16 protein-coding genes are annotated in these 21,594 nt (G+C 47.5%); 8 read left to right on the forward strand and 8 right to left on the reverse strand.

The window, feature by feature from the left end:
- Nucleotides 1-289 (forward strand): hypothetical protein (locus tag P1P86_15555; GenBank protein MDF1576601.1); only part of this gene is annotated, 289 nt, incomplete at its 5' end.
- Nucleotides 290-469: 180 nt separating this feature from the next.
- Here the strand turns inward: P1P86_15555 and P1P86_15560 are convergent.
- Nucleotides 470-2,557 (reverse strand): glycosyltransferase family 39 protein, encoded by a 2,088-nt coding sequence (locus P1P86_15560; protein MDF1576602.1) that lies wholly within the window; start codon nucleotides 2,555-2,557, stop codon nucleotides 470-472.
- Nucleotides 2,558-2,615: 58 nt separating this feature from the next.
- On the opposite strand from P1P86_15560, the gene P1P86_15565 reads away from it, so the two are divergent.
- Nucleotides 2,616-4,007, forward strand: coding sequence for an MFS transporter (locus P1P86_15565; protein ID MDF1576603.1), 1,392 nt, complete (start codon nucleotides 2,616-2,618; stop codon nucleotides 4,005-4,007).
- Nucleotides 4,008-4,258: 251 nt separating this feature from the next.
- Here P1P86_15565 and P1P86_15570 read toward each other — a convergent pair whose 3' ends face one another.
- The 4 genes from P1P86_15570 to P1P86_15585 form a co-directional block, all read right to left on the reverse strand.
- Nucleotides 4,259-5,416 (reverse strand): cellulase family glycosylhydrolase, encoded by a 1,158-nt coding sequence (locus P1P86_15570; GenBank protein ID MDF1576604.1) that lies wholly within the window; start codon nucleotides 5,414-5,416, stop codon nucleotides 4,259-4,261.
- 12 nt (nucleotides 5,417-5,428) lie between these two features.
- Entirely contained in the window at nucleotides 5,429-6,778 is a 1,350-nt protein-coding gene (locus P1P86_15575; protein MDF1576605.1) for a DEAD/DEAH box helicase, read from the reverse strand.
- Nucleotides 6,779-6,853: 75 nt separating this feature from the next.
- Nucleotides 6,854-9,745: a TonB-dependent receptor gene (locus P1P86_15580; GenBank protein MDF1576606.1), complete on the reverse strand. Its 2,892-nt coding sequence runs from the start codon at nucleotides 9,743-9,745 to the stop codon at nucleotides 6,854-6,856.
- A 101-nt stretch (nucleotides 9,746-9,846) separates the two neighbouring features.
- Entirely contained in the window at nucleotides 9,847-11,025 is a 1,179-nt protein-coding gene (locus P1P86_15585; protein ID MDF1576607.1) for a hypothetical protein, read from the reverse strand.
- Nucleotides 11,026-11,289: 264 nt separating this feature from the next.
- Between P1P86_15585 and P1P86_15590 the strand changes: the two genes are divergently transcribed.
- From P1P86_15590 to P1P86_15600, 3 genes are read left to right on the forward strand one after another with little or no spacing between them, the layout of a single operon-like run.
- A complete protein-coding gene (locus P1P86_15590) occupies nucleotides 11,290-11,976 on the forward strand; it encodes a response regulator transcription factor (GenBank protein MDF1576608.1) in 687 nt (228 codons plus the stop codon).
- A gap of 21 nt (nucleotides 11,977-11,997) precedes the next feature.
- Entirely contained in the window at nucleotides 11,998-12,345 is a 348-nt protein-coding gene (locus P1P86_15595) for a carboxypeptidase-like regulatory domain-containing protein (GenBank protein MDF1576609.1), read from the forward strand.
- Between the two features lie 28 nt (nucleotides 12,346-12,373).
- Nucleotides 12,374-12,841, forward strand: a complete 468-nt coding sequence (locus P1P86_15600; protein ID MDF1576610.1) for a toxin-antitoxin system YwqK family antitoxin — start codon at nucleotides 12,374-12,376, stop codon at nucleotides 12,839-12,841.
- 43 nt (nucleotides 12,842-12,884) lie between these two features.
- On the opposite strand, the gene P1P86_15605 is transcribed toward P1P86_15600, so the two are convergent.
- Both P1P86_15605 and P1P86_15610 read right to left on the reverse strand, forming a co-directional pair.
- On the reverse strand, nucleotides 12,885-14,402 hold the full coding sequence (locus P1P86_15605; GenBank protein MDF1576611.1) for a Do family serine endopeptidase: 1,518 nt from the start codon (nucleotides 14,400-14,402) through the stop codon (nucleotides 12,885-12,887).
- A gap of 79 nt (nucleotides 14,403-14,481) precedes the next feature.
- Nucleotides 14,482-14,934, reverse strand: coding sequence for an Hsp20/alpha crystallin family protein (locus tag P1P86_15610; GenBank protein ID MDF1576612.1), 453 nt, complete (start codon nucleotides 14,932-14,934; stop codon nucleotides 14,482-14,484).
- A 289-nt stretch (nucleotides 14,935-15,223) separates the two neighbouring features.
- Here P1P86_15610 and P1P86_15615 point away from each other — a divergent pair, with 289 nt between their 5' ends.
- Both P1P86_15615 and P1P86_15620 read left to right on the forward strand, forming a co-directional pair.
- Complete coding sequence (locus P1P86_15615; GenBank protein ID MDF1576613.1) at nucleotides 15,224-17,773, forward strand: M14 family zinc carboxypeptidase; 2,550 nt, start codon at nucleotides 15,224-15,226, stop codon at nucleotides 17,771-17,773.
- Between the two features lie 162 nt (nucleotides 17,774-17,935).
- Complete coding sequence (locus P1P86_15620) at nucleotides 17,936-18,883, forward strand: aldo/keto reductase (protein ID MDF1576614.1); 948 nt, start codon at nucleotides 17,936-17,938, stop codon at nucleotides 18,881-18,883.
- Between the two features lie 24 nt (nucleotides 18,884-18,907).
- On the opposite strand, the gene P1P86_15625 is transcribed toward P1P86_15620, so the two are convergent.
- Nucleotides 18,908-20,383 (reverse strand): hypothetical protein, encoded by a 1,476-nt coding sequence (locus P1P86_15625; GenBank protein ID MDF1576615.1) that lies wholly within the window; start codon nucleotides 20,381-20,383, stop codon nucleotides 18,908-18,910.
- Between the two features lie 106 nt (nucleotides 20,384-20,489).
- Here P1P86_15625 and P1P86_15630 point away from each other — a divergent pair, with 106 nt between their 5' ends.
- Nucleotides 20,490-21,446, forward strand: a complete 957-nt coding sequence (locus tag P1P86_15630; protein ID MDF1576616.1) for an NAD(P)-dependent alcohol dehydrogenase — start codon at nucleotides 20,490-20,492, stop codon at nucleotides 21,444-21,446.
- The last annotated feature ends 148 nt before the right edge of the window (nucleotides 21,447-21,594 follow it).

The raw sequence follows: 21,594 nt of genomic DNA on the forward strand, positions 1-21,594 counted from the left end.
GTTGCACTACTTCTATGGAGAAAACGAAAATGCCATCAGAACCCAGGTCTGGTGTACACTGATAGCCCAGTTGTTGTTGACGGTCATCCAGAAAATAGCACAGACCAAGAAGGCATTTTCAGTGGTAGCAGCTCTCGTGAGGATGCATCTGATCAGTATGCTTGATGTGAGTGAACTACTCAGATGCACTAATCGCAGCTATCAGCTCGTCAGAGGATCTCCCAAAAATAAATTGCAATTGATTTTGGAATTTAAAGAAGAAAATGAGGGGGGTCACCTTGGGATTTGAAAAAACAATGCCCGGTATATGGGCTATACAGAAGAAGAATTACTGATTTGAGAATTTAGTCGGATAACAGTGATAATTTATGGTTAATTGGTGAATAATCACTAAGGAAATGTACGAAAACTGTGCCACCTTGGTTACGGCAATATTCCACAATTTAAGGATTAACAACTATTTAAGTTTTCAACCGGGAGTGGCATAAACCCTTATACCAAAATTATCGATCCAGACCTCCTGCTTTTCCGCATTCCACAGGTAGACCTTCAGGTGGCTGTTTGTTTTCATATCTGTCCGGCTAAGGGGGACCTCAAAAGATACCGGCCACCAGTTGGAGTAAGCTTTCAGATACCTGTTTATTTCAAGGGCTTCCCATACATAGCTTCCGGAATTATTTTCCAGCGACACGATGACCTTTGCACTGCTTTGATCCTCCGAAAAGCAAAACAGTCTGACCTGAACGAGCAGGTCCCCGGGATGGGCGCTTACCAGGGAATCCAGCGGGTAATCAAAGGTGGCGGAGAATTCGGAAAGCCTGTTTGCTTTTGTTCCGGCATATGAGGTTTGTTCTGAGATATCGGACTCCTTCTGATTCCAGAAAGGGACCGGATTTTCGAAGTCGTTGAATGTGGATAAAACTGCCGTTTCGGTTTCTTCGGGGATGATTAAGTTACTCATATCAAACATCTTTATACCCAGTTCTTTATGCTCATAGACCAGCCTGTTTCCGGAAGAGATATTCCGGGCATAAAAGGGCAGATCGTTCAGCTCCATACCCGACAGATACCTGGTATGCCGGTTTAGCAGCAGGAGTATTTTATTGCCGGAGGAAGTATCTGCCTGGACTTCTTTAAAGCTCAGAAAGCTCCGGGAGGGATCGTCCCTGAATTGGTTGTAGTACTCCAGCAGCCGTTTTTGAACTTCATCGGTGACCACCGTAGCCTCCGGGTAGTTTTCCAGTACCTGCCTCTTCACGGTCTCGCGCTGGGTCCTGTACTGCACCTGACGAGCGTAGCTGACCATGTCCAGTGGACCCAGGAGCAGAACAATGGCAAACAGGATGATAAAAAGGACCCGGGTCTGTTTTTTAATCCCGGTCACATAGTGGAAGCCAAACAGGACCGTCAGGGGGAGATAAAGGGTCCGGAAGCTGTCTCCCCGGAGGAAAAAGGAGATGAGGGTCATGCAAAAAAGTACCGTAAGGATCTGAGGGCCGGCCTGTTTGGTTTTCAAAAAAGCGGTGAGGATCCTGGAGGCAGGAATGGCTGCCACGGGAACCAGGAAAAGGTAGTGCCGGGGGTCCAGGCACATGGGAGAGTAGGAGCTGAGGGAGATGCTCATGAAATTGGACGACAGGAGGAGGATCACTGCCGAGACCAGGAAAAAGGAGAAGGAGTCATCCAGCCTGAAATATCTCAGCCCCTTTCGTTGAAACAGGAAAGCAAAAATAAAAATGAAGGAGGTGGCCATCGACTGGTAAATAGTCAGGGCGAAGAAGCCGGTAAAGATCCTCTTTAACAGGATCCTCAGCGACTGCTGATCGTAGCTGCAAATGTTCAGGTAGCTGTTACTGGTGATGACCTCAAAGCGTTTCAGCGGACTGCCCGTAAATATCCAGATGGCGGAAAAATAGAGTGCCAGCAGCACCACTCCGCTGAGCAGGCTGTATCCCCAGAAGCTCAAATCTCTTTTCCTGATAATATCGGTGATAATCAGGAAGGCTAAGAGGGGGAGCACCAATACAATAGTACCCTTGGCCATAAAGCCAAGGAGCAGTGCCAGGGCAAATAGAAAGGCAAAGAGTGCCGGCCTGTTTTTATTGCTTTTATACTTGTAGCGATGGAGGAGAGCCAGTGCCCAGATAAGGGTCAGGGCGACATAGATATCGGGCATCAGTTTATCGGAATAGAAGAGGAACCAGTTTGAAAAGGTGGTCAGGGAGAGCCCGATAAAGGTGGTCCCTGGTCCGTGCTCCCGGAGAATATTAAATACAATAAGCAAAATGCAAAGAGTGATCAACAGGGCAGGCAGGGAACTGCTGAAGTCTGAGATGCCAAACAAGAGGTAAAAGAGGGAAGTGAGCAGTATCACAGGCAATCTGTAGGCAAAGTGATCTTCCACATGAAAGCTGCCTTTCAGCAGGTCGGCCGAAAGTTTTGCATAGTGCAGGTCGTCGTACCCGTAATGGCCAGTATAGGCAAACAGATGATTGAGAATTACAGCAAGGATGAATACCCCCAGAATGGAATAGGAGCCTGGCCCTTTCTTGTTCATAGCCCTAAATTAAGGTTTAAGTTTTATATTTAACCTTCCTTTCGATACCTTATAGTTGATGACAGAACGCAGTAAGAACTCTAGGAGGCTCATCCTTTTTTCCATCCTGATCACTTCCTTTATCAATCCGTTTCTGGGAGCTGCCATTAATATAGCACTTCCGGCCATCAGTGAAGATTTTTCCCTGGGAGCGGTGGGCATGAGCTGGGTATCCATGGCCTTCCTGCTTTCCTCGGCGGTTTTCCTGGTTCCGCTGGGAAAGCTGGCCGATATCCGGGGAAGAAAGCAGGTTTTCTTTATTGGCAACATCATCATTGCACTTAGCTCGATACTATGCGGACTTTCGCTGTCCGGGGCGATGCTGATCTTATTCAGGGCCATCCAGGGAATCGGCAGTGCCATGGTGTTTGGAACGGGCATGGCCATTATTACTTCTGTCTATCCGCCCAGGGAACGTGGCAAAGCGATTGGCCTCTCTGTCACTTCGGTTTATATCGGGCTCTCCCTGGCCCCCTTCCTGGGCGGTATAATCACCCAGTACCTTGGATGGCAGACGATCTTTTATGTGACGGTCCCTTTTGAACTGCTGGTTATCTGGATCACCTGGAAATTTATTAAAGAGGAGTGGGCCGATGCTCATGGAGAGAAGTTCGACCTGGCGGGTTCTGTCCTCTACCTTTTCTCCATGTCGGCATTTATGTTTGGATTTTCCCGCTTACCTGGCATTCCAGCCATTATTCTTACGGCAGCCGGCTTGTCCGGTCTGATTGGATTTGGATTCCTGGAAATGAAGGTTAAATTTCCCATATTCAACCTGCGGCTTTTTGCCTCCAACCGCTTATTTGCCTTTTCAAACCTGGCCGCACTGATCAATTATGCCACCACTTTTGCCATCACCTTTCTTCTCAGCCTTTATCTGCAGTATGTCCTGGGTCTAAATCCCCGGGATGCCGGAATGATCCTGATCACCCAGCCGGTAATGATGGCGATCGTCGCCTCCATTTCAGGCCGGCTTTCGGACCGTCATGACCCGAGGATCCTGGCGTCGGCCGGCATGGGGATTATCGCCGGAGGGCTCATTATGCTTACATTTCTTTCAGAAAACTCCTCTATTTCCTATCTGGTGGTGATCCTGGCCATTGTCGGCTTTGGCTTTGGCATGTTCTCCTCGCCCAATACCAATGCCATCATGAGTTCCGTGGAGAAGAAATACCTGGGGGTGGCCTCCGCTACGGTGGGGACCATGAGACTGACGGGTCAGATGATGAGCATGGGGATCGCCACCCTGATCCTTCAGGTGTTTATCGGGAACAATCCCCTTTCTGCTGAATTCTCCATTCCATTCATCTCCAGCATGAGAACCACCTTTATGGTTTTTGTGTTTCTCTGCATCGGGGGACTCTTTTCCTCTCTGGCCAGGGGTAAGACCACGCGCGACTCGCGATCTTAGCTGCCATGTGCAATACCTTTCATTTGTTTAAGGACATCCTTCTCCAAGTTTCTGATCATCGCCTGTTGTTTTATAAGAGGGACTGGAAACCCCTGTTTTAAGGAAGTTATGGCATAAAGTTTGCAAGTTATTTACCTGGTTAACAGTAAAAACCATGCTTCATTTTTACAGAACGGCTCTTGCTTTCGTTTTTTTGCTGATGTCCCTGATGGCATATCCCTGGAACACTTTTCAGGACAGAAAGAAACCGGTCAGGCCTTTCTGATCAGATCCAGCAATTTACGGTCGAGCTTATGGGCATGCCATTCCTCGTAATCCACGTCCTCCCTTCCGGAATCCAGGATGCCGAAGTCGCCCCGGAAGTTCCACAGGGCGAATCCGATGCCGTTGGATGAAAGGATATCCACCACATCCCCGAACCAGGCCAGAAAGATGTCATGAGGAGTCTTGTTGTAGGAGCCGCATTCACCGCAGTGAACCCCTGTTCCCGATTGAACCAGCTTGATCCAGGGTTCATAAAACTCTTCCAGCATCTCCCTGGAGAGATACTCATCACCCACCTGTCCCGGATATTTCAAGGGGGGCAGATGATCGATATCCTTCATGGCCCAGGGGGCTTTATAGTGTGAGATGATTCCGGGATAATATCCGCGGCAACTCTGTCCGATGGGCAGATGAGTAATCTCCGGAATAATTTTGGTCCCCACCTGGTTCCCGTCCGCGATCACCAGATGGTCCGGATTTTGTTTCCAGATGGCGGTGGCTGCCTCTTCAATGACTTTTGCATAGATCTTTCCGGGTACGTAGGTTTTCGATGAGTGCTGATTGTTCATGTCTTCAATCATGGCCGGTTCATTCAGCAGGTCGAAGCTGATCAGTTCCCGGGAGATGTTCTTATACCTTTCCGCCCACATATTCCAGTGCCAGTAGAATGCTTCCTGTGCCTCTCGGTCCTTCCAGAGGTTGTAGGGCTCGTGGAATCCGGCGTTGATGCAGTAACCGGGTGCCCGGTGCAGGTTGAGGCTTACATGCAGCTTGTATGTATGGGCCAGATAAACCAGGCGGTCGACCTTTTCGACAGCCTTCTCGCTAATGCTGTACACCTCCTCGGCAGTGATATCCCTGCTCCGGTCAATATTCAGGTAGGAAGGATAGGCCATGGGGATCCTGACAAAATCAAAGCCCCAGTCGGTCATCCATTTAAAGTCCTCTTCCGTGCTTCCACGGCTTGAGTTGCCGGGATTGGGCGAGAAAAAGTCCAGCAGGTTAAACCCCTTCCACCGGGGGAGCGGATTCCCTTTGTCGGGGTTTTTCGGAACGGAAAAAGCGGAACTGCCGGCCATTCCCATGGCCCCGGTAAGTAAAGCGGCTTTTTTGATGAAGTCGCGACGATCTGATGATGAATTCATATCCTCGGGTTTTTATTTCTTTTTGTTTCGCCGGTTGAAATTTTTATCCCCTTTGGTCTTCGGCTTCTTATAATTTTTCATTTTTCTCAGGTAGGATCCTCCCTGGTTGGTCTTCCTGTTTTTTTCCTTTTTTTCGTGGAAGGCCCCGCCTTTGATTTTGATATCCGCATCGGGTTTTACCTGAACCTCCGCTTTTCGCGGGCTCTCCTCGGGGGTCAATTCTCCGGAGACTGCCACTTCCCCCGGAAATTCAATGTCCGGTATTCTATAGTTCATCAGGGCCTCGATGGCCTCTTTCGAAGGTACCTCGTTTTCGGTATAGAAAAGCAGAGAATGTCCCTGCTGTTCAGCCCGGCCGGTCCGGCCGATACGGTGCATGTAGTTTTCCGGATACGCGGGAGTGTCAAAACTGATCACATGGGAAATCTTCTCCAGATCCAGTCCCCGGGCCATCACATCGGTGGTGACCAGGATCCTGTTGATCCCTTCATCGAACTGACGGACCGAACGGATCCGGTAGTTTTGAGATTTGTTGGAATGGATCACACAGGCCTCGGATCCAAAAGGTTCTTCCAGGAGCTCAAAGAGCCTGTCCGCGCTCTTTTTCGTGGAAACAAACACCAGCACTTTGTTATAAGCAACCCGGTCCTTCAGCAGATGAATGAGCAAATTGGCCTTGGTATAGAAGTTCTTTACCAGGCAGGCCTGCTGGCCGATATTTTCCAGGGGGGTCCCGCTCACCGCTATGGAGATCCGGACCGGAAGGGTAAAAAAGTCATCGATAAGCGCATCCACTTCTTCGGTCATGGTGGCCGAAAACATCAGATTCTGCCGGCGCTCGGGGAGCAGGTCGAAAATATTCTCCAGCTGATACCGAAATCCGAGGTCCAGCATGATGTCGACCTCGTCAATAACCAGTCTTTTCACCTCTTTTAAGCGGAGCGCCCCCTTGATAAGCAAGTCGTACAGGCGTCCGGGTGTGGCCACCAGGACATCCATGCCCTCGGACACTTTCAAAGCCTGGGTATTCATATTGGTTCCCCCGTATACTCCGAGCGTTCTGGTTGGGCTGTGTTTCGTCAGGCTTCTGACCTGTTCCACCACCTGTAAAACCAGTTCACGTGTGGGAACCAGGATGAGTATGCGCGGATGAATTTCCCTGGAGAATTTCAGGTCCCTGAGCAGGGGAAGCAAATAGGCAAAGGTTTTGCCTGTTCCGGTTTGAGCGATCCCCACCACATCTTTTCCCGACAGTATTACCTTGAAGGCCTCCGCCTGGATGGGTGTCGGATGTGTAATCGCCAGTTCTTCCAGGGCCTGGTACAGGGATTTGGACAGGGCCAGCTCATCAAAGGAGTTCATGACCCCAAATTACGCTTTTTTCCCTCTCTTTCCGAAGGGTCTCCGGGAGAAGCCCGGCTATTTATATCAGATTTATCAAAAAGTGTAGCTGATTTTTAGCTTTGTCAGTATCCCGGGGGATCTTCGCTCAAAGTACTGATCGGCGGCCTGGTAGGATTTATACACGAATTCAATGTTCTGATTCAGAATATTGACGAGATTCAGGCCAAGGACGAGTTTTTGCTCTTTCCCCAGTTTAACGGAAGCATTAAAGTTCAGGTTGTGATAGGGTTTTGTATAAATATCCGGCCTGTCGGCCACCCCCACATAGGTCAGGGTAGAGCCCTGCACATTGTAATAGAATCCGCCTTCCAGTCGCTGGGCGATCTTTTTTTGTCCCCCGGTATAATAGAGTCCGCCATTAAGCACATAAGGAGCCATACTGGCCATTTCTCTGTACTCTTCGATTTCCTCTCCCACTCTGGCATTTTCGACCCTGGACTGGTATTCGGTTTCACTCATGGCAATGCTTGAACTGTTGTAGGTCACGTTGGTACTGATGCGCAATGCGGAAAGGGATTCGGAGATGAAAGCCATATTCTGCCGTAGCTCGAATTCTGCACCAAGGGCCCGGCCATCACCCACGTTCCGGGGTTGAAAAGCGCCCACCTGCTTGGTATATTGAACAATTTCAATGGGATTCCGGAAGAGCTTGTAGAAGCCGCTGATAGAGATCATCTGTCCATCGCCTCCAAACCTTTCCCAGCGCAGGTCAAAGTTTTGAATATCCGTGCTGACCAGGTTCCCGGACCAGTATTCCACCCCCTCCAGGTCATCCCCGTCGGGATGAAAACCTCCAATAAAGGTAATTCCGCTGATGGGATCATAGATTTCGGCATAGGATAATTCCTTAAAGGAGGGTCTGGCAATGGTTTGCGTGTAGGATGCTCTCAGGTTTTGCCTGTCCGTGATCTGATAGAGGAGATTGACGGAGGGGAATATGCCCAGGTCCTCCAGGACCTTTTCGTTATTCAATACATTTTCCCGCTGCTGATCGGAGCCGGTGTAGCGCTGGGTGAAATTCTCCAGCCTGAGGCCAAGAATGGCTTTGAAATTTGAGAGCAGGGCCAGTTCAGTCGAAATATATCCGGCTGTATTTAAAGAGTTTGCGTCATACTTATTGGGATTATTGGGAATAAATGGTGTTTCATAGGTAGTCCCCACTTCCACCAGTCCATCCCTGGGCCAGAGATTTTCTTCAAGGAAAAGTTCGTCGGGATCCCCCGTCAGCGGGAAACCTCCCCTGGGGTTGATGGCATAATTATAGATGGTGTAATTCCTGTACTTGTATGTGGCCAGAATTCCAAAGTTCAGTTTGGAAACATTTTGCAGGAAGGAAAAATTCCTGGTCAGATTAAAGGCTCCGGAGGTACTGATTTCATCCAGATTTCTCCATATCCTTTCTGGAAAACCAACCTCGGTACCGATTCGGAAAGAGCCGTCATCATTGATCTCGTAGCGGGTAAAACGCACATCCGGGTCTTTAAGTATTGAGTAGGTCGATGCCAGCTTCCAGTTGATCTTAAGTCCTTTATCCAGGTTGGTATGGTTGCCGTCGAGGTAAACATTGGCGAAGGTTCGCTGACTGTAATCAAGACCGTGCTGAAAGGCCCTGAAATCCGATCCCTGATCGGAACCAGTAAAATCGAAGATCCCGGCTTTTGATTCCCCGTTCTGAATGAGAAGCAGGTTCAGTCTGTATTTGGATTTGTTTGTCTTGAGTGCCAGGGAAGCCAGTCCGCTAAGCAGCACGTTATTGACTCCATAATCGCCAATCTGAAACTCCCTGCGTCCCATTTCATAAATGTCGGGTGTTGAAAGTCCGTATCGCCCATACTCAGCATTTTTATAAAAATCAGTGGAGTTTTTGTAATCCAGAGCGAAATTGTAACCAAAGGTTCGGGTATCCCCGGGTTTTTGATTCCCGTAACTGATTCCCAAACTCAGATCGGCAAGGCTCATCTGCTGCATGGCTTCCATGTTCGGATTAAAACTTCCAAGGATCTCCTGATACCTCTGGCCGGTTTCTCCGTCGGGATTGCCGACCGCCTGAGCAAACTGAGGGATGTTTTCGATAGCGGGAATGGCCCTGGTTCCGTCATCGAAGCCAAGAAAGTCCGTTTTCCCTCCTTCGTAGCTTAGAAATTCCTTGTTAAAGTGCGCATTCGGGTTATAAGCGATGCCCAGGGAAACACTGGCATGTTTTGTTTCGGGGAAGTCTTTTAATTCTATATCAATCGCCCCACCCGTAAAATCTGCAGGCAGATCCGCACTGAATGTTTTGTGAACGATAATATTGTTGATAACCGCAGTGGGAAAAATATCCATCTGCGTGGTATTTCTGTCAGGATCGAGCCCTGGGATGTCCATCCCGTTCAATAATGATTTGGTATAGCGGTCACCCAATCCCCGCACAAAAACATATTTCCCGTCTGAAACGGAAACTCCGGTAATACGTTTCATGGCCCCGGCGGCATCCGACTCTCCGATTCTTTTTATGCTTCCCTCTGAAATACCATCCAGAACGTTTGGGGATTTATGCTTGATGGAGACCAAAGCGGTTTCCGTATTTCTTATGGCCTTGGCAGTGATGGTCACTTCCTGGAGGGAGATGCTGGCTTCTTCCAGCCTGATTTCTCCCAGGCTGGTCACTTCCCCGGCCCGGACTTCCACCCCGGTAAGCTGCAAAATTTCATATGAAATAAAAGAGATCCTTAAGTTGTAGGTCCCCCCGGCAACTTTTAAATTGAATTTTCCATCCAGGTCCGTGATGGTGCCGCTTGTGGTCCCTTCAGCGAATATAGTTACCCCTGGCAAATACTCCCCTGTTTCTCCATCAAATACAATTCCCCGGATATCCCCTGGTTGTGCATAAGCCAGGTAGCAGGTGCCACTCAAGAGAAGGAAAAGAAATATTTTTAGTCGCATTTTTAAAGTTTAATATGAATTGTCTATAAATGCCAAAACACATAGCCGGAACAGCTACGTGCTTTGGTATTCTATGAATCTAAGCTAAAACTACTACTCATTTAAAAGGCGCCTGAAACTCCCGCCCAGGACCAGCTGTTAAGTTGTGACAGATCCGCACCCACGGTATTGGCTCCAGCGTCCACTTCTGTGACATATACATCGGTACCTTTCATAAAGAAGTCGGCTATTGCCAGTGTATCGGAGGGAAGGGTCAGTTCCAGGGCTGATGCGGTCAGATCAGCAGGGTTATCGTCAAAATCCTGTCCGTAGACCACATGGGTAAAGTAAATGTTGTTCATATTTAAGTAGGAGTTCCCAACGGTTCCTGCTGCACCTTTGTCATCCAGATCGGCCAGACCCTCTGCGGCACCGGCATAGACTGTTCCATTGGTGATGGTGTGCATATTGTTAATATCACCTTCGCCTCCGTCAAGCTCGAAGCACTCGTCACCGGGATTAATGATGACAAAATTATCCAGGGTACCGGACCAGGCCATGTCAGTATCAATGGCATCGTCTCCGGTATTCCAGACAACTACATTCTTTACACTTACAGCGCCTCCGAACCATTCGATTCCGTCGTCCTGGTTGGAAACAATCTCGATGTTCTCCACGACTGTTTCTGAACCAACACCACCCAGGGTAAGGCCGTTGATTTCATTCCCTTCTCCAATGTTGGCTCCGCCATGACGGATGGAGATATACTTCAGGACACCTGAATTATCTGATGCATCTGTCCCGCCAAATAATCCATTTTGATCTGAGGGTGGAATACCCTCAATCTGAACGGATGCAGCATCCGCAGAAATGGGAGCATTTCCGAGTACAATCACTCCGCCCCATAAACCGTTCAGTGTGGGATCCAGGTTTGGGCTGGAAATGTCACCAGGCTCGATTTCGTCAGCAATCGAAGTAAAAATAATGGGGTCGGTGGGTGTTCCTTCAGCCATCAGGGTTGCTCCACGTGCAATAAGTAATGCGGTGGCATTGGGTCCTGTACCGGCTTCGCCTTTAATAATTACACCAGGTTCAATGGTCAGGGTAACCCCGGATAACACAGCGATTCTTCCTCCCAGTGTGTATGTTTTACCTGTTTCCCAGGTAGTATCCTCGCTAATATTAGCGCTTACCATAACCTTGGTCTCTGGCTCAGGTTCCGGATCGGTATTCTCATCACAGGAAATGGTAAAAACGGACAGAAGGGCCAGAAGTAAAAGAACATTCAGTGACTTTTTCATTTTGTAATTTTTTTCAAATTGGATTTCGGTTTAACTGCAACAAAAGTAGAAGGCAAATCTTAAGGGAATGTTAGCTTATAGTTACCCCAATCTATACCAGGTTTTCGTGTTCTGAGAGTGAATCGCCCGGTGACACATAAAGTAATGATATAGAATCTGTTACGACCAGTTGAAAAAAGTGCTGTAAAGGCCTTTAACTGCAACTTAATCTTTAAGTAATCAAATCTTAACTGTTTCCTAACAATTGGATTTTACTTTTGGAGCATGATCGAGAACAGCAAAATATTAATCGTTGATGATGAAGCCGATATCATCGAGTTTTTGCAATTCAATTTTCAGAATGAGGGCTTTGAAGTGAAAACCGCAAACAATGGAAAATCGGCGGTTGAACTGGCTTTAGAGTATAAGCCCCAGGTGATTCTGATGGATGTTATGATGCCTGTGTTGGATGGTATTGAGGCCTGCAGGGAGATCCGGAACCACGTGGCGACCTACAATCCTCTTATTACCCTGCTTACAGCCAGGGGGGAAGATTATTCCCAGCTGGCAGGATTTGAAGCCGGAGCTGATGATTATGTCGTGAAACCTATAAGTCCGAAAGTCCTGATTGCCCGGACAAAATCTCTTCTGAAAATGAAAAACGGTTCCGTATATCCTTTGTCTGAGGAAACCCGTCTGGAGAACGATCTGGTTATTAACAGGGAGTATTATTCGGTTACTAAAAATCGCAGAGAAATTCAGTTTCCACGGAAAGAATTTGAAATTCTCTCCCTGATGGCTTCCAGGCCCAATCGATTATTTAGCAGGGATGAGATTTTCAATCATATCTGGGGGGCGGACACCATTGTTGGTGAGCGGACCATGGACGTATACATCCGGAAGATACGCAGCAAAATAGGTGATAATTATATCAAAACCATTAAAGGTGTGGGATATAAATTCGTGCAATAAAACAACAATAAAATAGAAAAAATGAAAAAATTATTATTTGTAATGGCTTTGGTTTTCAGTATCACTCAGATGGGTGCCACTGAGCCCGAAAACAGTTCAGCCCCGGCAAAAACCAATCAAATTGAAGGTTTTGTCACAGATCACGTGACTGGTGAAGCACTGGTAGGTGTATGTTTGAAGCTCAAGGGCAGCGATAAGAAGACCTATACGGATCTTCAGGGTAATTTTAAAATTGAAGATGTTGCCCCGGGAACCTATGACATAGATATCGATTATGTGTCCTACAAGGACCTTACTTTGAAAAGTGTTTCCACAGCATCCGCCGACCTGAGGTTAAAGGTTGAACTGGAATCTGCTCATGCTTTGTAGCTAAACTCTATTTCCCTAACTTCGTACTATGAAAATAAGAAGCTGGTCACTGGCTTGTATGGTCATATTTATCAGTGTTGTATCCACGGCTCAGGTAACTATTGATGAAGATGGTTTATACCACAATGAAAACAGCGAACTTTATACAGGAACCTATATAGAGTTTTATCCCGGCGGAAACAAAAGGATTGAATTATCGCTGAACAAAGGAATCGTTGACGGAGTGGTCAATCTCTATTATGAGGCAGGACAACTCAGTGAAATCCGTTCTTACAAGAACGGGAAGATGGATGGTACCTGGAGTACCTGGAATGAAAGCGGGGTAAAGATTGGGCTTGCCAATTATAAGAATAATGTCAAGCACGGGGAGTGGTTTATCTGGGACGATAAAGGAACCCTCCGCTTTGAAATGCAATATGCAGACGGTAAGAAAACCGGAACCTGGAGGATGTTTGATGAGAACGGGGTCCTGGTTTCGGAGGAGAAGATGAAGTAAGGAGTTAAACTTAGTTATTAGCGCTTAACTCCTTACTTATTAATTATAATCCGAAAGCATAGTAATATACGCCAGGTATATCCTCGTATACCCCTTCCAGGAGAATGCCTCCGCTCCGGTTTTCCAGATAGCTGGTAAACTCGTCCACGGAGTTGATCTCTTTTCCATCCACCCTGGTAATGATAAATCCAACCTTTATGTCGGTGCCTCTTTTGAGCTTGCCATTGCTGAGCGTGGTAACGCGCAATCCGCCTTTGGCCTCAATTTTTCTGGCGGTTTCGGCATCGATCTCTTCCAGTTCCACTCCCAGTAAATCCATGATACCGGAAGTCCCCCTTTCGGCTATTTTCTCATCGCCATCCTTGTTTCTCAGGGTTACCAGGTATTCGGACTGCTTTCCCTTGCGATCCACCTTCAGGGATACTTTATCTCCCGGATAGTGTTTGGCAATTATTTCCAGGAGCTCGGAACTTGTTTTAACCGGGGTTTCATCCACTTCCAGGATCACGTCCCCGGCTTTAATGCCAGCTTCACCAGCGGCACTGTTGTCCGCAATACTGTCCACATAGACCCCTTTGGTCATATCCAGGTCTTTTTCTCTGGCCAGATTTCCATCCACGCTTCTTATCAGCAGGCCCAGGTACCCTCTCTGAACCATGCCATATTGTTGCAGGTCGTGTATCACCTTGGATACGATATTTGCCGGAACGGCAAAGCCATATCCCATATAACCTCCGTTGTTACTGGCAATGGCTGTATTGATACCGATCAGTCCGCCCTGCAGATTGACCAGCGCTCCGCCACTGTTACCCGGATTTATGGCTGCGTCGGTCTGAATAAATGACTCAATGGCACTCCTGTCATTCAGAATATTGATATTTCGCCCTTTGGCACTTACTATCCCGGCCGTTACCGTGGAGTTTAAATTGAAAGGATTTCCGACAGCAAGCACCCATTCTCCAACTTCCACATCATCCGAGTTAGTAAGTGGCAGGTAAGGCAGGTTCCTGGCCTTAATCTGTAACAGGGCCAGGTCTGTGGACGGATCACTGCCTATAACTTTTGCCTTGAAAACCCGGTTGTCATCCAGTGTCACTTCTATATCATCGGCGAGATTGATCACATGGTTGTTGGTAACGATATAGCCATCTTCGCTGATTATGACTCCTGAACCACTTCCAACCCGTGCCTGCGGTCCACGGTTTTGCGGAGAGGGCGACTCATAGCGGTAAGGAGGGCCAAAGAAATGCCTGAAAAAATCATCCTCAAAAAAATCCTGGTAAGGATCAGAGTACTCCCTGTACGGACTGGATTCTGCATTCCGGACCTGGGTTGATTTAATGTGCACCACCGCCGGCATCACGTTTTTTGCCACCTCGGTGAAGTCAAGCGGGACGATCTCCCCTTCCTTGTTTATGGTATAAGCTGCATCCACTACCGGAGTCCCCGAAATATGCTCAATCCTCATGGGTTTGTTATCCGGCTCCAGTATTTTAAAAGCTCCTATGGTCAGCGAACTTCCAAGTACCGCTGACAGCAATAACAATCCAAATCGTTTCATAACTATTCCTCCTCGTTTTTGTTTGGTTTTGTTCAGGGGTAGCTGCCTGCTACCCCTGGACATGCCCATTTACCCCAGCCTAGGAGATTTTGATCTCTCTGGCGGGTTTCGGTTTGATTTCCTCGCGTTTTGGCAGGGTGATAAACAAGATTCCGTCCTTGTAGTTTGCGGAGATCTTATTGGCATCCACAGCATTTTCAGCGACGGAGAACGAACGCTGGAAAGACTGGTAGCTGAATTCCCGCCTGGTCACTCTCTCTCCCTCCTTCTGTTCCGTTTCATCTTTATGTTCCGAAGAGATAGTCAGGCTTCCATTGTCATAATGCACCTTAAAATCCCCTTTTACCAAACCCGGTGCTGCAACTTCAATCTGAAACTCATTATTATTCTCTTTGACATTCACAGCGGGTAGCGTAGAGTTGGTGCTTGAAAAGTTTGTCCTGTTCCAATCCATGAGTTCTCCATCAAAAAATTTATCAAATAGTGAAGGAGAAGATGGGAACCAGTTGTTCGATAATTTTGCAAGTGTCATGGCTGAATCCTCCATTTTTTTAGTTCGACAAATTTTTATTTCATACGCTTATTTTTGGTCAAATCAGGTGCCAGAACAACACCGCCAAGCGTTAAAAAATGTTACATGATTGAGTCTCAGATATTTTCCGGAATCAGCCGGGACAGAAACCCTGGATGCCGATGTAACTACTTTGCCATTAACAACATACAAAATCAGATTTAAATGACATTTTGACATTTTTGTACGAAAAAATGACAGGAAATGACCGGAAATAATAACTTTGTTCAAGTAATTCACTGAAATCTCCATGAAAAATCTATTCCCAATCCTCCTGTTCGTATTTATAACATCCGCTTCCAGCGCCCAGGAAAAGCTGGACTATTTTTTACCCGGGGATGTTAGCTACAGGCAGGATATCCCTGCCCCGGATCAGTATTTCGATCAGCTCCTGGGGCAATGGCATCTGACCCACGACCAGGTTCTGAGTTACATGAAGGAGATTGCCAGGGTTTCGAAACGGGCCGGCATCTTTGAGTATGCCCGCAGTTATGAAAACAGGCCGCTGGTCTACCTGGTCTTTAGCTCAGAGGAGAATCTGGAAAAAATGGAGGAGTTGAAGGTCTTGCACGCTCGATACTCCGATCCTGCTTTTTCCGTTCCGCTTGATGAAGTCCCTCTGGTGGTGAGCCTGGGTTATGGTGTACATGGGAATGAGTCCAGTGCGACCAATGCGTCTGTTCTGACGGCCTATTACCTGGCTGCCGCTGAAGGCGAAAAGATGGATAGCCTGCTGGAAACAAGCATTATTCTGGTGGATCCCTGTCTGAATCCCGATGGTTTTACCAGGCACAGTACCTGGGCCAATATGAATCAGGGAGCCATGGACCGGGGCGACAGAAATTCGAGGCAGTTTTTTGAGGGGTGGCCTGGCGGAAGATCCAACCACTACTGGTTTGACCTGAACCGGGACTACCTGCTTCTGGTAAACCCGGAGAGCAGAGGAAGGGTAGAGCAATTTCACGAGTGGAAACCAAATGTGCTTACCGACCACCACGAATCGGGCCCTGACTTTACCTTCTTTTTTCAACCGGGTATCCCCAGCAGGATCCATCCTCTCACCCCTGCCGGAAACCATGAACTCACTTGCAGGATTGGAGAATATCATGCCGCGTTTCTGGATGAAACAGGCTCTTATTATTTTTCGGAAGAGAGTTTCGATGACTACTATTTTGGGAAGGGTTCCACTTACCCCGACATTAATGCAGGGATCGGGATCCTCTTTGAACAGGCGGCTTTCAGAGGAAGAGTGCGGGGAACATCCCATGGAGTGAAAACCCTGGCCGAGGCCATTAAAAATCAGTTCACGGTTTCTTTGTCTACGCTGGAAGCATCCAGGCACCTGCGCACCCAGCTGCTGGAATATCAGAGAGACTTTTATATAACAGCACTCGAGCTGGGAAGAAAGAGCGATATGAAGGCCTATGTGTTCGGCAGTGAGACAGACCGGGTAAAAACGCAGAAATTTATTGAGTTTCTGAACCGTCATCAAATCAGGGTTTATGAAAATGAAAGGGATATAACTGACGTTCACAGGCTGTTTAAGGCGGGGTACAGTTATGTGGTACCGGCTGAACAGGAAAAATACCGGCTTTTGACTTCCATCTTTGAAGAGGTGACCACCTTTCAGGATACCTCCTTCTACGATATATCCACCTGGACCATCCCCCATGCCATGGGGATCCCCTTCACGAGGATAGAATCGGGTAGTATGCTTCAGATGGCAGGGGAACCCGTGCTTGCTGAAAAAAGAAAAGGAAAGGTACTGGGAGGGAGAAGCAGGCTGGGCTACCTCTTCCGATGGAACGAATATACTTCCCCGGAAGCCCTTTATAAACTGCAGCAAGCCGGATTGCAAGCCAGGGTCGCCCACAAAGAGTTTTCCTACAGGATCGAAGGAGTCCCGGAGGATTTTATCCGGGGAACCATCCTGGTCAGGACTGATCAAACGGATTATGGAGAGGAAGAGCTGTTCGCTTTGATTTCAGAAATTGCAGCCTCGACCGGCATTGACTTTTACTCGCTTTCGACGGGGCTTTCACCCCTGGGAATTGATCTGGGGAGCAGCAGCTTTTCCATCCTGGAGAAGCCGGAGATCCTGATGTTTACCGATGGCCGTGCAAATGTTTATCTGGCAGGTGAAATATGGCACCTGCTGGATCAGGTCTACAGAGTGCCTGTTACACGTGCTCCAGTCTACCGGCTGAGTTCTATGGACCTGGACCGTTACAATACGCTGATATTGCCGGGGGGGACCTACCAGGAGTGGGATCCGGACGACCTGGAGAAGCTGACGCTCTGGGTCCGGAATGGAGGGACCCTGCTGGCCTGTAAGGATGCTTCTTCCTGGGCTGCCCTTCAGGGCCTGGGGAATACCTCCCTGAAAGAGCCGGTCCCGGCAGATACCATGGCCTATCTGGCTTATGACGAGCGTCAGAAAGAATCTGTTATACAGGGTATTGGTGGGGCCATCCTGAAGGCAAACATGGATCTTACCCATCCGCTTTGCTATGGTTACCTGGATCCGGATCTGGCCATTTTCAAAAGAGGAAGGGCTGTGGTGAACCCGTCCGGAGTGAAGTATTCCGAACCGGTAAGGTTCGACTCTCAGCCCTATGTAAGCGGATGGGTTTCGGAAGAAAACCTGGAACGGATCCAGGGAGCCCCGGTCGTTTCTGTACATTCCGTGGGCAGGGGCAAAGTGATCAGTTATCACGAGGATATGAATTTCAGGGGTATATGGCTGGGAACGCATAAATTATTTGCGAACGCCCTGTTCTTCGGCAGTGTGATCAGGTAAACCGCTGCCGGATATCAGAGTGTGCTTACTCTTTTCTGTTAAAAAAGCAACTTAATAGCGAGAATTATCTAATTTTATTATTTCATGCTTTCGCCTCATTTTATTCATTTTCAGGGGCAAGGCAGGAAGAATTTGCAGGTGAAATAAAAAAACAGGGATCATATGAAAAGAAAAACAGAAGCAGAAGGAATGAAACGGCGGGAGTTCATCCAAAGCACTGCCAGATTTGCTGCAGGTGCCATGTTCATGGGATTTGGAGCTTCTGAGCTATCCGGGACTGTGAATTCACGCCGGACAGGCAGCTCCGTGGAAGCCATCACACTGAACAACGGCATCAAAATGCCCATCCTTGGATTCGGGACCTTATATCTGAATGATGAACCCGGAGAACGCTGTGTCTCCGATGCCATTTCTCTGGGTTACCGGCTTATCGATACCGCTACCGTATATGGCAATGAAAAGGCCGTGGGTGCGGGAATCAGGAGAAGCGGTATAAACCGTGATGCCTTGTTTGTAACCTCGAAAGTCTGGGTGGACGATTCGGGTTACGAAAAGGCAAAAAAAGCCTTTCAAACCTCCCTGGACAAACTGGGGCTCGACTATCTGGATCTTTATCTGATCCACCGGCCCAGGGGAGATGTAAAAGGTTCCTGGAAGGCCATGGAGGATCTCTATCAGGAAGGTAAAATCAAGGCCATCGGTGTAAGTAACTTTGAAAGCCATCAGCTTGACGAACTGCTGTCCTATGCCAAAGTCAGGCCGGCTGTCAATCAGATCGAATCCCATGCCTTCTTCCAGCAGGACAAGGCCAATGATGCTCTGAGAGAATACGGGATTCAGATGGAAGCCTGGTCTCCCTTAGCCCAGGGGCGGAATGGACATTTTACGAACGAAGTCCTGGCAGCAATAGGCAATAAGTACGGTAAAACAAATGCCCAGGTAAGCCTCCGATGGCACTACCAGAGAGGCGTGGTTGCAATTCCGCGATCTTCTCAGAAAGCGCATATGGAAGAAAATCTGAAAATCTTTGACTTTGAGCTGGATGAAAGCGATATGAAGAAGATAGACTCACTCGATCTGAATATCACCCAGTTTCCGGAGTGGGAATAGGTATTGGAATGGCTGGAAGTAAGCTCATTCCAATTTGCATACTTCATGCAGCAGATTCGTAATGTCGGCATTTTCAGGATTTAATTCCTTTGCTATTTGTAATGCTTTCTTTGCCAGCTGAGTCTCCCCTTTTCTAGAGTACATATGCCCCAGTTCATAATGTGCCTCCCAGGAATCCGGATGATGATCCACATTTTTCAGACATAACCATTCAGATATGTCGATTCGATTGTCACCGGTCATTCTGGCCAGGAGATTTATCTGCTTCTCTTTATCAAACAGGCTAGCATGATCCGCCAGGCGGGTAGCGGAATCGAGATTATTATCCAATAGTGTATTGCACAATGCGGTTATGTCCGAATAATCATAATCTACAGCCTGGATGTATTCGTTGTTCAGCTGACTTAAATAGTTGCTGTTGAACAGAGTTGAGCCGGGCTTCAAATATTTGTCAAAAAATCCAAGGGCACATTCACTCAGGTAATCATAACTTATTCCAACCTGGCTGATCATTGAATCAGGAGAACACGAGTCGAAGAATCTCCAGTAAGAGATAAAGCCATTGTGATTCAAATAGGGCATTCGAAACATATATTTGTCTCGGGTAAGCAGGGAATGATAGAGGGGATAAATGGAAAAATTCTCATAGTTATTTACTATGGAGCAATAGGGCACATTTGTTTTCTCAAGTTTAAATTCCTCCAACTTATAGACCGGAACATAGTAGGAGTATTCCAGTGATCCATCCATGCTAAGAACGGCGTCTACACCCTCATTCCTCATCTGAAACAGCGTGATTGCCACCCCCCCGCTGCTAAATCCGAATAAGCCCAGCTTCGTGTATGTTATATGTAGAGTCTCCTCGCAGTACTTCAGTATATACTCCATATCCCTCACTTGTGCCATGACACTTTCCGTAAGGTTCTCTCTCAGTATGGAATTTGGCCCTGCTGAAGCTACAGAGAGGGTCATAAACCCATGACTGGCTAAATATTCACAGATCAGATGGTTTTGAACTGAAGCCTTGCTGTTTGAGGGTGCATAAATGATCAGGGGGAATTCGGAGCCATTTGTTTGCAATGGTATCCCGCTTCTGGCAAAAACAGGAGCATCCAGGATCTGCCGGGTGCGAATGCCCGTATCTAAACTGAAATTTTTCTTTGCATAATCAGAATAGATTTGTACATAGTTGAAGCTATGGATATCAATTTCTGCTGTCGATTTACCAAAGTCTTCTCTTTGTGCAATTAAATCTATGTAATGGCTGAAATCTAACGCATGGCCCTGGATCTTTTCCCTGGAGGGGTACCAGAAGTGAATAAGCAGGGGTCTGGAGATGGTATCTTTACCTAATATATAGGGCCTGGACCCGTCATAAGTTTTATAGCTCTTAAAGCCCACGTTATAGGGACCATAAACCAAATCAGCAGCCTTACAATCATTTATGGAAATGAGGAGAATAAGAGCAAAGAGACTAAGAGTCTTGATTTTTATTATCATGGAGTGAAGTTTTCTCAAAGGTAAACTAATTAATTAGTTAAACAACTAAAAGATTAGTTATATATTATCTGAGTAATGAAACTGCCTCCTACAACGTTACCCTCTTATGAAAGCATCATATCTTGTATCGTACGGCCAACCCGGATCACTTCAATATGGAGAAATGCCCGATCCTGTTCTTCAAAAGAACAGTGTGCTGGTCCAGGTAAAGGCAGTGTCAGTGAATCCGGTAGACTGGAAAATCAGGCAGGGAGTTCTGAAGCTTATCCAGGGATCTAAATTCCCGAGGATCATCGGTTCCGACTTTGCGGGTATTGTAAAGGAAGTTGCTCCGGGAATAAATGAGTTTAAAGCCGGCGACCGCGTTTACGGGGCTATTCCTGCTTTTTCAGGGAAGCCCGGTGCACTTGCCGGGATCGCCAATGTTCATCAAAAAGACCTGCGGGCAATGCCTGAATGGCTCTCCTTTGAAAAGGCTGCATCTTTGCCCGTAGCGGCACTGACGGCTCTTAACGGTCTGCGCAGATGTGGCGTACAGAAAGGCACCAGGGTACTTGTGAACGGTGCCACCGGTGGTGTTGGACATTTCGGGGTTCAGGCAGCAAAAGCGAAGGGGGCTCATGTAACTGCCACCTGTAGTGCGGGGAACAGTGAACTGGCCAGAGAACTGGGGGCAGATGAGGTGTCCGGGTACAGCGGGGATCATATGATCAGTGCGGGAATTCAGTTTGATGCCATTCTTGATGCCTGGGGAATGATGGCGAACAAGGATATTCGTCGCCTTCTTAAACCGGACGGAATTTATGCCTCACCATTATACATGCCCTGGACGATCTTCCGGGCATCCTGGATCAGGATCCGTTTTGGAAGGAAGATGACGTCCTCCAACATGCGTAGCAGACCTCAAGATTATGATGAGCTTGAGGCCTTGATTGAGCAGAATCAACTGAAGCCTGTGATAGAGAATGTATACCCGTTGGAGAAATCATCCGAAGCTTTCGATAAGGCCGAATTCGGGAAACCACGCGGAAAAGTGCTTATTAAAGTATGCTCATTTACTTGAAAACTTTAACTCCTTAAAAATATAAGCTCTGTTGATATTATGGCTTCCATAGAATATTGCGTAATTTCCATATAGTTAACCCGTTGTGCTATTAAGAAGCCAACGCATATTTTAAGTGGTTCAACGGTTTCTCGTTCTTATAATTGAT

Source organism: Bacteroidales bacterium (assembly GCA_029210725.1).
Taxonomy (GTDB): domain Bacteria; phylum Bacteroidota; class Bacteroidia; order Bacteroidales.